This is a genomic window from Kaustia mangrovi (assembly GCF_015482775.1).
Classification (GTDB): domain Bacteria; phylum Pseudomonadota; class Alphaproteobacteria; order Rhizobiales; family Im1; genus Kaustia; species Kaustia mangrovi.
Genome location: NZ_CP058214.1, coordinates 3,004,261 through 3,018,569 on the forward strand (window position 1 = coordinate 3,004,261; position 14,309 = coordinate 3,018,569).

Annotated in this window: 13 protein-coding genes; 1 reads left to right on the forward strand and 12 read right to left on the reverse strand. The window is 68.0% G+C overall.

Going from position 1 to position 14,309, the window contains the following annotated elements; all coding sequences use genetic code 11:
• Nucleotides 1-101: 101 nt before the first annotated feature.
• The 8 genes from HW532_RS13945 to HW532_RS13980 form a co-directional block, all read right to left on the reverse strand.
• The gene (locus HW532_RS13945) at nucleotides 102-1,481 is read right to left on the reverse strand and encodes an O-antigen ligase family protein (RefSeq protein WP_213161048.1); all 1,380 of its coding nucleotides are present in this window, start codon (nucleotides 1,479-1,481) and stop codon (nucleotides 102-104) included.
• 9 nt (nucleotides 1,482-1,490) lie between these two features.
• A complete protein-coding gene (locus HW532_RS13950; RefSeq protein ID WP_213161049.1) occupies nucleotides 1,491-2,186 on the reverse strand; it encodes a hypothetical protein in 696 nt (231 codons plus the stop codon).
• Entirely contained in the window at nucleotides 2,170-4,497 is a 2,328-nt protein-coding gene (locus tag HW532_RS13955) for an AAA family ATPase (RefSeq protein WP_213161050.1), read from the reverse strand. The genes HW532_RS13950 and HW532_RS13955 overlap by 17 nt, the downstream gene beginning before the upstream one ends.
• Nucleotides 4,478-5,773 carry an outer membrane beta-barrel protein gene (locus HW532_RS13960; protein ID WP_213161051.1) on the reverse strand — a complete coding sequence of 432 codons (1,296 nt, stop codon included), beginning with the start codon at nucleotides 5,771-5,773 and terminating at the stop codon, nucleotides 4,478-4,480. Before HW532_RS13960 ends, HW532_RS13955 begins: the two co-directional genes overlap by 20 nt.
• Nucleotides 5,774-5,813: 40 nt before the next feature.
• Nucleotides 5,814-6,353 carry a hypothetical protein gene (locus tag HW532_RS13965; RefSeq protein ID WP_213161052.1) on the reverse strand — a complete coding sequence of 180 codons (540 nt, stop codon included), beginning with the start codon at nucleotides 6,351-6,353 and terminating at the stop codon, nucleotides 5,814-5,816.
• A gap of 185 nt (nucleotides 6,354-6,538) precedes the next feature.
• The gene (locus tag HW532_RS13970; RefSeq protein WP_213161053.1) at nucleotides 6,539-6,949 is read right to left on the reverse strand and encodes a hypothetical protein; all 411 of its coding nucleotides are present in this window, start codon (nucleotides 6,947-6,949) and stop codon (nucleotides 6,539-6,541) included.
• A 293-nt stretch (nucleotides 6,950-7,242) separates the two neighbouring features.
• Nucleotides 7,243-7,836, reverse strand: coding sequence for a polysaccharide biosynthesis/export family protein (locus HW532_RS13975; RefSeq protein ID WP_246479086.1), 594 nt, complete (start codon nucleotides 7,834-7,836; stop codon nucleotides 7,243-7,245).
• Nucleotides 7,837-7,957: 121 nt separating this feature from the next.
• Entirely contained in the window at nucleotides 7,958-8,719 is a 762-nt protein-coding gene (locus HW532_RS13980; RefSeq protein ID WP_213161054.1) for a metallophosphoesterase family protein, read from the reverse strand.
• Between the two features lie 248 nt (nucleotides 8,720-8,967).
• On the opposite strand from HW532_RS13980, the gene nusG reads away from it, so the two are divergent.
• Nucleotides 8,968-9,459, forward strand: coding sequence for a transcription termination/antitermination protein NusG (gene nusG, locus HW532_RS13985; protein WP_213161055.1), 492 nt, complete (start codon nucleotides 8,968-8,970; stop codon nucleotides 9,457-9,459).
• 55 nt (nucleotides 9,460-9,514) lie between these two features.
• On the opposite strand, the gene HW532_RS13990 is transcribed toward nusG, so the two are convergent.
• From HW532_RS13990 to hisD, 4 genes are all read right to left on the reverse strand, one after another.
• The gene (locus HW532_RS13990) at nucleotides 9,515-10,969 is read right to left on the reverse strand and encodes a porin (RefSeq protein WP_213161056.1); all 1,455 of its coding nucleotides are present in this window, start codon (nucleotides 10,967-10,969) and stop codon (nucleotides 9,515-9,517) included.
• Nucleotides 10,970-11,198: 229 nt separating this feature from the next.
• Entirely contained in the window at nucleotides 11,199-12,185 is a 987-nt protein-coding gene (locus tag HW532_RS13995) for an alcohol dehydrogenase catalytic domain-containing protein (protein WP_213161057.1), read from the reverse strand.
• Complete coding sequence (locus tag HW532_RS14000) at nucleotides 12,182-12,952, reverse strand: SDR family NAD(P)-dependent oxidoreductase (RefSeq protein ID WP_213161058.1); 771 nt, start codon at nucleotides 12,950-12,952, stop codon at nucleotides 12,182-12,184. The genes HW532_RS13995 and HW532_RS14000 overlap by 4 nt, the downstream gene beginning before the upstream one ends.
• Before the next feature lie 10 nt (nucleotides 12,953-12,962).
• Complete coding sequence (gene hisD, locus HW532_RS14005) at nucleotides 12,963-14,270, reverse strand: histidinol dehydrogenase (RefSeq protein WP_213161059.1); 1,308 nt, start codon at nucleotides 14,268-14,270, stop codon at nucleotides 12,963-12,965.
• Nucleotides 14,271-14,309 lie beyond the last annotated feature (39 nt).

The following is a 14,309-nucleotide window of genomic DNA, read 5'->3' on the forward strand; positions in this document are numbered from 1 at the left end:
GTTCTGGTTGCAAAAGTTTTTTGGATGCAATTTTAATAAATAACCTTATTTTACAAAGGTATAACAATGGTATCCGGGTGCCTGTGGGGCGATCTGGCGCCTCACCTTCCGGTTGTGGTCGCTTGTGCCGTCCCGATGCCCAGGATGGTCGCATAGGTCATCGCCACGGCCTCGATCTGCAGGCTGAAATCGACCAGGGCGTGAAGGCCGACGAGCACGGAGGCGGCGACCGCGACCATCGGGTAATGGGCATCGCGCCGCCGGGCGAAGGCGCCTTTCGCACATCTCGCGACGATCATGGCCAGCGCGGCGAGAAGCGCGAGTGCCGCGGGCACGCCGAGCCCCAGAAAGAGCTCCAGATAGTCGTTGTGCGCCTTGTCCCAGATGCTGGTGATCTGCTGGGCGGAGCGATAGAGCGGATAGACCGCCTCGAAGGTGCCGTAGCCCGTGCCGACAAGCGCGTTGTCCGCAATCGCCTTCGCCGTGTCCGCATAGGCCGTCAGCCGGGCCTCCTGGCCCAGCCCGCCGGCGATCAGCCGACCGGCGAGCCGGGCGCCGGCCATGTCCGCCAGCGCGACGATCACCGCGAGCAGCACCACGACATAGCCGAAGCGGGCAAGGCCGGCGCCGGCCGCCCCCCTGCCGCGCATGCGCGACCGCAGGAGCTGGAGCAGGATCAGCGTGGCAAGCCCGGCGACGGTGAAGGCGATGCCGGCCCGCGATCCGGTGACGAGCAGCGCGCAGAACACGAGCGCGAACAGGCCGAGTGTCAGCCCGAGCGGGCCGGCCAGGCGGTGCGCGGCCGCGGCGATGCGCACATGCCAGCTCGCCCCGTCGGCGGTCTGGAGGCTCCTGCGGAGCTGCCGCTGGAGCAGGGCGAACGCCATGATCGAGGCGAGGCCGAAATAGGTCGCCGCGCTGTTGCGGTTGATGAATGTGGAGGTCAGATAGCCGGTCGCGCGCTGCTCGTACCACAGGATGCGGTCGAGCGAGAGCGAGACCCCGAGAAGCCCGTAGACCGCATAGGCCGCCCCCGCCGCGAGCAGCGTCCAGACCAGCATGGCCGCGATGCGCCGGTCGCGGCCCAGCATGCAGGCGGCAAGGAAGACCGACAGGACGGTCGCGAACCTCATGGCGGCCTGAAGCGTCAGGGCCGGGTCGACCGAGATCGATCCGGCGGGCGCTGAGCCGAGCAGGTCGCCCGAATAGCGCCAGTTGGGATGGACGAGGCCCTCGATGCCGATGGGGGCAGCCTGCACGCCGATCCAGACGAGGACGAGAAGCGCCAGCGCGACGGGCACCCGAATCGGCCGCCAGTCCAGCCGGAGCCGGTCCGGCCGGGCGAGCGCGATGGCAATGACGAGCATGAGGCAGACGCCGGCGCCGACGGCGTTATAGGCCCAGGGCAGCGGACGGTTGCTCCCCAGGGCCAGGGGCGAGAGCGCGACGAGCGCGGCCAGGAGGATCGCGGGAACCCACATCGTGCCGGCCTACTCCTCCCGCGCCGGTTCGGGCAGCGCGCCCAGATCGGCGCCGGACCCGGCGAACAGGCGCGCAATCTCTTCGCCCATCCGCGGCTCCATGGTCGCGATCACGGTCGCATTGGTTTCCGTCGCGCGTCTGAGGTCCTCCGGCAGGGCGGGCCACAGCGTGGCGGAGAAGGCCAGGCGCGGCAGGGCGATGGGCAGCTCCTTCGGCGCGAAGACGTAGGAGGCGCCGAGATAGGAGGCCGCCTCGTCGTCGAAGCCCGCCGCCTGCGTCCTGAGCACGCTCGCCAGAAGCCATAGCCCGCCGTCGCCGGGGGCCGTTGCGAGCGCCCGTTCGGCTCCGCGCAGGACCGCCTCGCGCAGCGCGGCGCGCGCGGCCGGATCGGGATCGAGCCGGTCCCAGTATGCCGCGCTGAGAAAGGCGCGGATCAGGCTGTAGCGCGGGGCGATGGGCTGGAGGGTGAGGCGCAGCGCGACGAGATCGGCGAGCGCGTCCGTGTCGCCATCGAGCGCCGCCGCCCGGTCCCTGAGCCACAGCCCGGCGGTGGCCGGCGTCTCGTCATAGGCGATGTCGACCGTGCGGTAGGCGCGGCTCAGCTCGACGAGATGCAGGCCGCCGAGGCACACCGACGCAAGGGCGATGGCCGCGCCTGCCGCCATCAGGCCCGCCGTGCGTGCCGGCTTACCCCGTCTCGTCATAGTAATAGGGATATTTCCGCGCGTAGTAGCCGCTCTTGTAATAGTCGTAATAGCGCGCCTTCTCGGGGATCACATCGTTGAAGGCGACGCCGATGAGCTTGTCCTGGAGGCCGTGGCTCTGGCGGATCGCGGCGTCCACCGCGTCGCGGGCCGTCTTCTCCCATTGCACCACGAGCAGGACGCCGTCGACCGCGTCGATCAGGACCCGCCCGTCGATCACAGGAAGGAGCGGGGAGGAATCGATGACGATCAGGTCGAACAGCGGCTTCATCTCCTCGATGAAGTCGCGCATGCGCTGTGCTGAGAGGATCTCCGCGGTATGGGTGAGCGCCTTGTCGCGGGGCGCCGGGATGAAGCACAGCTTGGAGCGCTCGTCGGATCTCAGCACGCTGTCGACCGGCAGGCCCGACATCACGATCTGCACGAGCCCTTCCTCCGCATCGGGCGCGTAGATGGCGGTCTGGGCGGGATGGCGCAGGTCCATGTCGAGCAGCAGAACGCGCTCGCCTGTATAGGCGGCGTGCTGGGCGAGGTTGCTGGCAATCGTCGTCTTGCCTTCGCTGGGAAGGGCGGAGGTGACGAGCACGACGCGCACCGGCTTGTCGATATTGGCGTAGCGCATGCCGAGCCGGAGCGATCTTATGGCCTCGGTGAAGGACGACAGCGGCTTGTCCAGGACCAGCCGCGCGGCCTTCAGCCGCTCCGTGGCGCGGCGCTTGTCCTCGTTACCGAGGGCCCTCGCGATCCTGTCCGGCAGCAGGCGCTGGACGCGCCCCGCCCAGCCGGTCCGCGCCGTGTCGCCGCTGACATCGGGTATGGAGGCGAGGACGGGAACGCCGAGCGTCTCCTCGATCTGGTCGGTGGAGCGGAAGCCGCGGTCGAGCTTCTCCAGGACGAAGGCCAGCCCGCCGCCGAAGCCGACCCCGAGCAGAAGGCCGAACAGCACGAACACCTTCTTGTTCGGCGCGCTCGGCCGATCCGGCACGCTCGCGCGCTCGATGATGCGGGTGTCGCTGAGCTGGAGGGTCTCCTGCTGCTGGGTTTCCTTGAAGCGGGTCAGGAACGCCTCGAACAGCGTCCGGTTGGCCTCCGCCTCGCGCTCCAGCTCGCGCAGCTGGATCTCCGCGGTGTTGCCCGACTCGAACTCGCCCTGAAGCTCCTGGAGGCTCTGCTGGATGGAGGCCTGCCGGCTCTGGGCGACCTGATAGTCGTTGAGCGCCGCCGACACGATCGCCGCCGACTGGTCGCGGATCTGCCGGTTGAGATCGGCGAGCTGGGCGCGCGCGGACACGACCTGGGGATGCTTGGAGCCGTATTTGACGGTGAGCTCGGCGAGCTGGCGCTTGACCTCCGAGGCCTTCGTGCGCAGCAGGCCGATGACCTGGGCCTGCATGGTTTCCGCGAAGGAGGAGGGATCGCCGCCGCTGTCCACGACGTTCTGGAGCTGCTCGTACTTGACGCGGGCCTGGGCGGTCGCCGCGCGCGCGTCGATGAGCTGTTCGTTGAGGCGTGCGATCTGCTCGTCGCTGAGCCGGGTGCCCTTGGCGGAGACGATGTTGTGCTCGGCCTTGAACATCTCCACCGCGCGCTCCGATTCGCGCACGCGGGTCCTCAGCTCGTCCAGCCGGGTCTCCAGCCATTCATTCGCCCGCCTTGTGGCGTCGTAGCGCGCCTCGAGCTGGTCGACGAGATACTCGTCGGCGAAGGCGTTGGCGATCTGCGCGGCGAGGGCCGGGCTCTCGGAGGTGTATCTGATGTCGATGATATAGGTGAAATTCTGGCGGACGACCTGGACATTGTCCTGGAGCGTGCCGACGGCGCGGCGCATCCGGTCGTCGTCGAGCGTGGGCTGCCGGGTGTCCGCCGACGGGGACAGGAGCGAGAACAGGGTGGCGACGAGGCCCGGCCTGGCCGCGCCGACATCGCGCTCGTCGAGCTTGAGATCCTCCGCCACGCGCCGGGCGACATTGGCGGACCGGATCAGCTGCACCTGGCTCTCGATCGCGGTGGAATCGGTGCCCAGCCCCGAGACCACGGCCTCGGAGTTCATGACGTTCTGCTGGCGCGGATCGACCATCAGCGTGGCCGTTGCGGTATAGCGCGGGGTGAGCTGGAAGGCATAGATGGCGCCGAACAGGGCGCACAGCACGGCGACGGCCAGCACCATGGGTCCGCGCCGGCGTGCGATCTGTATCCAGCGCCTGATATCGAGGCCCGGCTCCGGCTCGGCCGGAGGATAGTTGTAATAGCCCGTTGCCGGCCCCTTGCCGGACGTCTTGCGCCCGCTGCTCTCAGAAACGTGCTTTAGCATTTACGCCAACGAGATGCCTGTCGTAATCCGACGCGTCCATCTTGTAGTCCCGCTTGAGGTAGTTGTAGTTCGCCCCGACGGCCAAATGCCGGTTCAGATAGTATTCGACGTCCAGACCCGCCTCGTAGGAGGTGTTGTCGTTGGAGGAATGGGAATAGTCGTTGTTGGCGATGGCGAAGCTCGGCGAGATGATGATGTTGCGCCGGAACTCGTAGTCGATCGAGGCACCCAGCGTGGTGGCGATCCGCGAGGGGTCGTCTTCGATCGAGGAATCCGCGATCATCCGGTCGCCGTCGAGGTTCACCGTGATGAGCGGGGTCGGGGTCCAGGTCAGGCCCAGATGGTAGCTGAAGCCGTCGCGCGTACCCTCCGAAGACCGGTCGTAGTCCTGCCACATATAGCCGAGGCCGACCTCGCCGGCGAGCAGCCGGGTGATCTCGAAGGCGACGCCGCCGAGGGCGCGATAGCCATGGGAATCGTCGTCCCTGGAATGGCGGTAGTGGCGGTCATTGTAGCGGATGTCGCCGAAGATCCGGTAGCCGGGCGAGAAGAGATAGCTGAGCCGGCCGCCGCCGACGAGGATCTCGCTGTCTCGATAGTCCTGGTCCAGCCTGCCGCCGCCCTTGGACTTCACGCTGGAATAGTCGAGAGTGCTGTAGGCGGCGCCGAGCGAAACGGCGATGCGGTTGAAGGCCTTGTTGATGGACCCCCAGCCTGACAGCTCCGTGTAGGGGATCGGCTCGTCCGCGTTCTCCGGGGTGTTCACGTCGTCCAGCGTCTCGTGGAAGTAGCCGCCATCCACGCCGCCGAGGATCACCAGGTCGCGCCGGACATCGATCCGGAAGTCGGTGCCGCCATAGCCGTTGGTATGGCTCTGGCCGGACACGTCGAGATACTCGTAGTGTTCCACGCCGCCATAGAAATTGAGCGCGTGGCGGCTGAAATCCGACTTCGCCTCGACATTCGCCGCCGTATAGAGACCGTTGCTCGACTTCTTGTCGTGCGAGCGTGCCAGCGGGTTGCTGTCGAAGAAATAGCCGGCCTCGACCGTCGGAAACAGCCAGTAGGAGCCCGCATGCAGGCCGATCCCGTCATTGAGCCGGTTGCGCACGACGGGCAGCATGGCATCGTCGTGGCCCTGCACGCCGGGCATCTGCTGCATGTCGTAATTGCGCGGGCCGGAGAGCACGGCGTCCTGCGCGACCGCACCGAGCGGTGCCAGGACGAAAAGCGCCGCGCCGGCCGCCGCACCGATCTTCCAGCCTGCATTGATCATGTCGAAGTCCCCGTCCCGTCGCATCGCGCTGCTGCCTGTCTCAGTTCGGGCTCGCGAGCGAGCGGGAGCCGCCGCCATGTCCGCTGGCGGTGATCTGGAACATGGTCGGGGGCGGGCCGGAGCCCTGCGATTCGGCGATTGCCGGCCCACCGCCGCCGCCGATCAGCGCCGTCTGGCAGATGCCGGCGCCCATGGACGCGGAATAGGAGGCGACCGCTCCGCCCTGGCAGCCGCTCGCCTGGCAGGCCGTGGCATGCACATGCGCGGCGGAGGCGACGTCGTTGGCGCTCTGGAGAAGCTGGACGCCATAGGCCAGGCCCGCGCCGACCGCGCCCTGGACATCGGGCGAGGAGACGCCGGCGCCGGCGCAGAACCGGCTGGCATGCTCGGGTTTCGCGGCGACGGTGCTCGCCACGGCGTTGACCAGATCCGGGCCGCCCGTCGGGTGGCTTGCCAGAACGGTCTCGGGAGACTGGGCGTGCGCGCCGGACAGCGGCAGCGCCGAGAGGAGGCCGATTGCACCCAGGGCGAATACTGAGCGGATGGCGGCCGATTTGCCGGCAAAACTCTTGAAAATCATAATTTTTCCCCCGGTTCGAATGCGAAAAAAATATAGATATTGTTGTTTACGGTCAAGCGACGGCGGTGAACAGGGCTAATCCCTCATTTATGGCAATCTATATTGTAGTATTATTTGTTTATACTAAAATTTTATAGAAAATCGAAGCGGCCCCCGAAGGCAATGCCGGGCGGGCCGGCCGTGCCTCAATTGGGGCTGGCGAGGCCAGGCGAGCCGCCGCCGATCCCGAGCGGTGTCATGCCGGACCGAAGCCTTCGGGTGCCGGTCTGCCGGTGAGGACCGAACGGTGCCGGGCACTGCAGGGCAAGCCGGCAACTGTCGCGCCCCATGGCGGCGGCATAGGAGGCCGCCGGAGCATTCCGGCACCCCCTGGCGGCGCAGGCGGTCCAGTGCACGAGCCATGCCGAGGGGATATTGTTGGTCGAATAGAGGAGCCGGACGCCCTGCGCCATGCCGGCGCCGATCGCGCCGCGCACATTGCGCGTTCCGGCGGCGGCAACCGCGCAGAAATCGTCCGCCGTCTCGGGCCGGGCGGCGAGGGTGCGCGCGACCGCCTCGACGAGCCCGGGGCCGCCTCCGGGATGGGCGGCAACCACGGACCGGGCGTCTTGGGCCCGCGCGGCGGTCCCGGCTGCGGCTACGACGAGCGCGGCCATGCCAAGGGCAGGGAGCGTGCGGGTCCGGGGTCTCCATCGTCTGCGGCCTTCGGGGGTCCGGTAAGACAAGACCATACCCTCCTCACTGATTGATCTTTGGTATTCTACACTAATAAGTTGTAATTACCAAAAGATTAACCAGAGGGCGCATGCCTCGTGCCCTGGTCGGGCGGGGTCCTGTATCGCCGTGCTTTCGAGCCGGAGAAGCGGTGTCCGCTTTTCCGGAAAGCGCTTTAGAAGAAGCGTTCGGGAACGCGGATATTGTCGCCGGGATTGACCTTCACGCGGCCCTTGTCCAGATCGACCTCGACCTCCTGGTCCTTGCCCGCGCGGCGGATATAGGCCGAGGAGGTGTCGGCGCGATAGGTGTAGCCGCCTGCGATCGCCACGGCATCCTGGACTGTGAGGCCCGCCTTGTACGGGTATTCGCCGCCGTTCTTCACCTCGCCGACAATGAAGAAGGGACGGTAGTTCAGGACTTCGACGGAGATCTTCGGATCCTTGAGATAGCCGTTGCGGAAGCGTGTGGTCACCCGGTTCTTGAACTCGGGAACCGATGCGCCGGCGGCCGGCACGGACCCGATCAGGGGCAGGTTGACGCCGCCGGAGCTGTCGACGACGAATTCTCCGGACAGGTCGGGCTCGCCGAACACGATCATGCGCAGCTTGTCGCCGGGCCCCAGCTTGTAGGATGGCGCCTGGGTGGTGGCGGCCGCGGTCTGGGGGGCGGACTGGGGCGCGAGGCCCTGCCCGCTGCTGCAGGCGGGAATCGCCAGAAGAGTGGCGACAAGGGCGAGCCATCCGAAGAGTCTGCTGTTGACCGACACGCTTTACCGTCTCCTCTCCTGCATTGCACGATTCGCGCACCCGCCAGACCGTCTGTCCGGTTGCGGATGCACCGGGGCCGCCGCAGCGATTCGCCCGGACCCTGCTGGCGTGCGAGGCACCCTAGCCGGTCTGGATGAACCGTATGTCGGTCCCCTCGATCACGGCGCAGGTCAATCGTCCTGTCATGAAGGCCCCCGTGTCGATGTTGACACGATTAGGGAGAAGTTCGGGCGCGTCAACAGGCGTATGGCCGTGAACGATGCGCTTGCCGTGATCGGCGGTGGAGCCGAGGAACGGTTCCCTGATCCACAGGAGGTCTTCCGCGCTTTGCCGGTCGAGCGCGACGCCGGGCCTGATCCCGGCATGGACGAAGAGGTAGTCGCTAAGCGCGAAGGATGGCCGCAAATCCCGCAGAAAGGCGCGGTGCGTGTCGGGAAAGGCCTCGTTGAGCCGGTCGTGAAGGTCGTTTGCGTCCCGCTCGCTCGCCTTCAGATCGGGGGTCACGCCATAGGAGAGCAGGGTCTCGAAGCCGCCGAACTGAAGCCAGTGCGCAATGGCGCCGGGATCGGCGAGGCAGTCGGAGAGGACGGCCTCGTGGTTCCCCCGAAGGCAGACGCGCTCGCGGCCGCCGGACGCCGGCGCGCGCAGGGTCTCGATCACCTCGCGCGATTGCGGGCCGCGGTCGACATAGTCGCCCAGATAGATCTCGTACACATGCTCGGCCGGGCTGCGGGCGTCATCCTCCGCGATCCGGTCGAGAAGCTCCGCCAGGCAGTCCATACGGCCATGGATGTCGCCGACGGCATAGGCTCTCGTGCCGGGCGGCAGCCGGTGGTGTGGCTTGGCGGTCCTTGCCGATCCGAATCTCCGCGAGAAGATCATCGGGTGCGATCCTGTGGCCTCCGGATAGGTTCCGCATCGGGTCGCAGGCTGCCATTGACCCGGCCGGGACCGGTACGGCTCGTCTGGACAGCGGAGTTTCCATGCGCGATGAAAGGCGCAATACTATGGCTGTTCCAGCTCCGCAAGCCGGGGGCGCCCCGCCGGGACGCTCCATGAAGACAGCCGCTCCGGCAGTCCGGGCGATTCGGTATGCCGGGCCCCTTATGCGAGAGAGGATAGCGATAGTCGTGCGCTGGTACGTTGTCCAGACACTGCCCCATCAGGAGCTCCGCGCCCAGCACAATCTGGAGCGGCAGGGCTATCGGGTCTTCTGTCCGAAGAGGCTGAAGACCGTGCGCCATGCACGCCGCACGCAGACTGTCCTGGCGCCGATATTCCCGGGCTATCTGTTCGTCTCTCTCGATGTCGGGCGCGACCGCTGGCGCGCGATCTCCTCGACCTACGGGGTCGCCCGGCTGATCTGCGGCGATGTCATGCCCACGCCCGTGCCGGAAGGCGTGGTCGAGACGATGATGGAGTCCGCCGACGGGCGCGATGTCCTGCAGTTCGTCGACGATCTCAAGGTCGGCGGCCGGGTGCGCCTGCTCGCCGGGCCGTTCGCCGAGCAGCTCGGGATCCTCGACGGGATCGACGCCAATGGCTCGATCCGCGTGCTCTTGAACATCATGAACGGCACCGTGCCGATCCGGGTCAGCCGGGATCACGCCATGCCCGAGTGACGGGCAGCGGCGAGGGCCGGCGCGGGTTGGCCCGATAATGCTCCGGCTTGTCGATCTAGAAATAGAACCAGGCGCCGAACTGGGCGCGCCAGGCGTCGTCGCTCTTGTTCGTGCCGCTGGTGTTGCCCTCGCTGTCCATGCCGCCGCCGTCGCGATATTTGCGGTCGGCCCACATGAGTTCCCAGCCGAGTTTCATCTCCTGGACGGGCTGCCACATGATATTGGCGTGCACGCTCATGATCTCGCGATTGAGCTCCTCGCCGTAAAGATCGGCCGCCTCGCGCGTGTCGCCCGAATCCATCTTGGTCCAGCCCCAGCCGACATTGAAGCTGGTCGCGTCGGTGACGGTGAAGGACAGGCCGGCGAACAGGCCGAGGCCGGCAATGGTGTCGATATTGCCGTTGGCATTGGCATAGGCGCCGTAGCTCGCGCCGAGAAGATAATTGCCGATGCCGTCGCCATACATGACCGAGGTGGACAGCGTGGCGAAATCGGCGAGATTGATGTTGGTCGCGCCCTGGACGGCCCAGCCGAGCGCGCTGTCGCCGTCGACGCCGAGATCGCCGTCGGTGTGGAAGTCGCGCAGCATGCCGGAGACCAGGAACAGCGTGTCGCCGGGCCCGGAATACTGCCAGCGGGCATTGAGGTCCGGCAGGTTGTCCGATGCGCCGCCGGTCGCCACCGTTGCCGTCGCGGGCGTGGTGATCGTGCCGATGGCGCCGGTCAGAAGATCGTCGCCGTTGCCCTGGCTCGAATCGCCGGTCGGGTCCTCGATGGAGACCGCGAACTCCATCGGGCCGTCATGATAGGTCAGGCGCACCTGATTGTTGCGCGACGTGCCGATCAGGCCGACGGGACCGTTGAAGTCGACCGTCGAGATGCCGCTGTCGACGGACATGAAGTTGCGCCAGTACCGGCCGACGCCGAGGGTGAAGTTCGGCGTCATGTCCCACTCGCCCCAGGCGTGGCGGACGCGGAAGTCGCCGCCCCAGAAGTCGCCCTCGATCAGGGTGCGGATCTGGCCGATGGAGGTGTCGGACCGCGACTTGATGCGGAAGCGCGACTGCTCGGCATGCAGCCGGATATGCTCGGCGCTGTCGGTGCCTTCCGTGATGTCGGTGTAGGTGAACTGGTTGCCGAGATCCTGGTTGAAGTCGTAGATCACGTCGCCCTTGACGTAACCGGAGACCGTCACCTCGTGGACCGGCGCCGGCAGGTCGGCGGTCGGCGTGATGGCGATGGTGAAGCCGCGGTCGCTCGGAACCGCGTCGCCGACGCGCGAGGTGTTCCAGTCGGCGGTCGCCTCGGTGCCGCGCCTGAAGGTGATGAAGCTCGCACCCTCCGGCGCCTCCGGTGCGGCCGGCTGGGCCTCGAGCTGGTTCACACGGGTCTGCAGGGCCTGGAGCTGCGCCTTCAGGGCGGTCAGCTCATCGGCCTGTGCGCCCGTCGTTACGGCGACGGTCGCGACACTGCCCAGCAGGGCCCGACGGAACCATCGGGAACTCGTCATACCGGACTCTCCCACTCTCTCTCGAGATCTTCTTGCAGGCCTTGTGCGGTGGGCCGGATGCAGACACACCCGGAAGACAGATTGCCCCTTCCGGCCACAGACGGGATCGTGGCGCGGATCGATACTCAGTCCACAGTTTTATAACCCTTTGTGGCCACAATGGGGAAGACCCTGACTGCGATCCTGCATCGATCTGACGCGTGCGGGGGCTGGCCGCGGTCGCCGGAAGTCAGGGTTCCAGGGCGATCTTGGCGGCTGCGACCGCGCCGCGGTCGAGCTCTTCGAAGGCGGCGAGACCGTCTGCCAGCGGCCGGCGGTCCACCCAGCCGAGCGCGCCGAGCCGGCCGCCGGCAAGGGCGGAGAGCGCGCTGCGGAAATCGGTCATCGTATAGGTGTAGGTCCCGATGAAGGCGATCTCCTGAAGCGTCGCCCTGCGCGCATCGACGCCGCCGTCATTGTCCCCGAGCCCGATATGGAGCACGACGCCGCCCGGCCGCGCCCGGCGCATGGCCGCCTCGCGGGTCGCGCGGGCGCCGACCGCATCCACCACGAGCTCCGCGCCGGGCCTGTCTCCCTCCTCCTTAAGCGGGTCGACGACCGGGAAGCCTTCCGCGGCGACCGTGCGGCGGCGCAGGGGATTGGTCTCCATGACCACGATATCCGGGCAGCCGAAGGCGCGCAGCACGAGCGCGCAGAGAAGCCCGATGGCCCCGCCGCCAATGACGATGGCGCGTGCCTCGGGGAGGGGCCGGTGGAGCGTGCGCGCCGCCGTAACGATCCCGTGCCAGGCGGTTGCCGCCGGCTCGGTGAGCGCGGCATGCGCCATGGGCATGGCGTCCGGCACGTCGAGGAGATTGCCGTCGGGCACCGCGACGAGGCCGGCGAAGCCGCCGGGCCGGTTCATGGACATCATCTGCCGGCTTTCGCAGAGATTGGCCCGGCCCTCCCGGCAGAAGCCGCACCGGCCGCAGGAGACGAGCGGATTGACCACGACGCGCCGGCCGGCGGCGGCGCCCTCCGCGACCGTGCCGGCAAGCTCGTGGCCCAGGATGAGCGGCGGCCTGCGCCGCTCGTCCCTGCCGTGGAAGGCGTGCATGTCCGACCCGCATATGCAGCAGGCCTCCACCCGCAGGAGGGACTCGCCGGCAGCCGGGGCGGGATCGTCGGTCTCGCCATAGTCGAGCCGGCCCGGCCCGGTATAGATGAGCGCCTTCATTTCGCGGTGAAGCCTCCGTCCACATGGATGACCTGGCCCGTCACATAGGCCGACGCCTCCGACGCCAGGAACACGGCGATACCGTCCAGATCCTCCAGCCGCCCGTTGCGGCCCATGGCCGTCCGGTCCGCCAGCGCGGCCGCCGTCGCCTCGTCGCTGAAGACGGGGCCGGTGAGCGCCGTCGGGAAGAAGCCCGGCGCGATGGCGTTCGCCGTGACGCCATGGGCCGACCAGGCCTCCGCCATGGCGCGGGTGAGCTGCGCGATGCCGCCCTTCGAGGCGCCATAGGCCATGCCGTTCGGCATGGCGCGCACCGATTGCAGGGAGGCGATATTGACGATGCGCCCATGGCCCTTCGCGATCATGGGCGCGATGCAGGCGCGCGCCAGGAAGAAGGGGATGGTGAGGTTGAGCGTCAGGGTCCGCTGCCAGCTTTCCGGCGTGATCGCCTCCGGCGCCTCGCGCAGATTGACGCCGGCGGCGTTGACCAGGATGTCGGGCGCGCCGAAGGGGGCGGAGGCCTCCTTTGCGAGCATGTCCATCGCGGCGGGGTCCGACAGGTCGCGGGCCAGCGCCGCGGCCTTGCCGCCATCCGCCTCGATGGCGCCGGCCGCCCCGGCGAGCTCGGCCTCCCGGCGGGCGAGGAGAACCACGGCGGCACCGGCGCGCGCCAGCGCCTCGCCCATGCGCCGGCCGATGCCGCTGGAGCCCCCGGTGACGAGCGCCACGCGCCCGCCGAGATCGAACAGTCCCGATGGTGAAGACATGCCGCCGCCCCTATGCCGCATCGGTATCGAAGGCCTCGCCCGGGAAATATTTCTCCAGGCGGTCGTTTCCGGTGCGGGCGTGGCCCTCCATCCCCTCCAGCCGGGAGATGCGTGCCATGACCTGCGCCACGTCGCGATTGGCCTCGCGCGTCATGCGCTGATAGGTGACGGTCTTGATGAACTTGTGCACCGACAGCCCGCCCGTATAGCGCCCGGCCCCCTTGGTGGGCAGGATGTGGTTGGTGCCGGAGCACTTGTCGCCGAAGGCCACCGTCGTCTCCTCGCCGAGGAACAGCGAGCCGTAATTGGCCAGATGGCCGAGCCACCAGTCGAGGTCGCCGGCCTGCACCTCCAGATGTTCGGGCGCATAGCGGTCGGAGACGGCAACGGCCTCCTCGCGCGTGTCGCACAAGGCCACCTCGCCATAGTCGCGCCAGGCGGCCTCGGCGGCCTTGCGCTGGGTGTCGGGCAGCGCCGCGATCAGGCCCGGCACGAGCGCCATGACCTCCTCGGCGAGCGTGCGGTCGAGGCTGACCAGCCAGACCGGCGAATCGGGGCCGTGCTCGGCCTGGCCGACGAGGTCGGAGGCGACGATGCGGGGGTCCGCCGTGGCGTCGGCGATGACGAGGATCTCCGTCGGCCCGGCGAACAGGTCGATGCCGACCTCGCCGAACAGCATGCGCTTGGCCTCCGCGACGAAGCGGTTGCCGGGGCCGACGAGGATGTCGGCCGGGTGCCCGGTGAACAGCCCGTAGGCCATGGCCGCGATGCCCTGGACGCCGCCCAGATTGAGGATGTGGTCGGCGCCGCACAGATCCATCGTGTAGAGGATGCCGGGATGGATGCCGCCATGCCCGTCGGTCGGCACGGAGCAGGCGACGATGTTCTCCACGCCCGCGACCTTGGCGGTGGCGATGGACATGATGGCGGAGGCGACATGGGCGTAGCGCCCGCCGGGCACGTAGCAGCCCGCCGTCCTCACCGGGATCAGGCGCTGGCCGGCGAACAGGCCCGGCGAGAGCTCGACCTCGAACTCCGAGATCGATGCGCGCTGGCGCTCGGCGAAGTCGCGCACGCGGCGCCAGGCGAATTCGATATCCTGCTTGAGGCGCTCCGGCAGCGCCGCGGCGGCGGCCTCGATCGTCTCGGGCCCGACGACGATGTCGCCGCTCCAGCCGTCGAGATCGGCGGCATAGCGGCGCACGCGCTCCTCGCCGCCCTCTCTTATGGCCTCCAGCATCTCCGCGACGATGCGGCGGGTGTCGGTCTCGCCAGTGGTCGGTTGCCTTTCGGCCTTCTTGAGATAGTCGACGGTCATATCGGTCGGTCCGGTTGCTTCAGATGAGGGGGTGGAACG

Bases quoted from the DNA above. Each gene is read 5' to 3' on its own strand.
- HW532_RS13995 (WP_213161057.1), bottom strand. From the start codon at position 12,185: ATGAAGGCGCTCATCTATACCGGGCCGGGCCGGCTCGACTATGGCGAG.
- HW532_RS13990 (WP_213161056.1), bottom strand. From the start codon at position 10,969: ATGACGAGTTCCCGATGGTTCCGTCGGGCCCTGCTGGGCAGTGTCGCG.
- HW532_RS13960 (WP_213161051.1), bottom strand. From the start codon at position 5,773: ATGATCAATGCAGGCTGGAAGATCGGTGCGGCGGCCGGCGCGGCGCTT.
- HW532_RS13965 (WP_213161052.1), bottom strand. From the start codon at position 6,353: ATGATTTTCAAGAGTTTTGCCGGCAAATCGGCCGCCATCCGCTCAGTA.
- HW532_RS13955 (WP_213161050.1), bottom strand. From the start codon at position 4,497: ATGCTAAAGCACGTTTCTGAGAGCAGCGGGCGCAAGACGTCCGGCAAG.
- HW532_RS14000 (WP_213161058.1), bottom strand. From the start codon at position 12,952: ATGTCTTCACCATCGGGACTGTTCGATCTCGGCGGGCGCGTGGCGCTC.
- hisD (WP_213161059.1), bottom strand. From the start codon at position 14,270: ATGACCGTCGACTATCTCAAGAAGGCCGAAAGGCAACCGACCACTGGC.
- HW532_RS13950 (WP_213161049.1), bottom strand. From the start codon at position 2,186: ATGACGAGACGGGGTAAGCCGGCACGCACGGCGGGCCTGATGGCGGCA.
- HW532_RS13945 (WP_213161048.1), bottom strand. From the start codon at position 1,481: ATGTGGGTTCCCGCGATCCTCCTGGCCGCGCTCGTCGCGCTCTCGCCC.
- HW532_RS13980 (WP_213161054.1), bottom strand. From the start codon at position 8,719: ATGATCTTCTCGCGGAGATTCGGATCGGCAAGGACCGCCAAGCCACAC.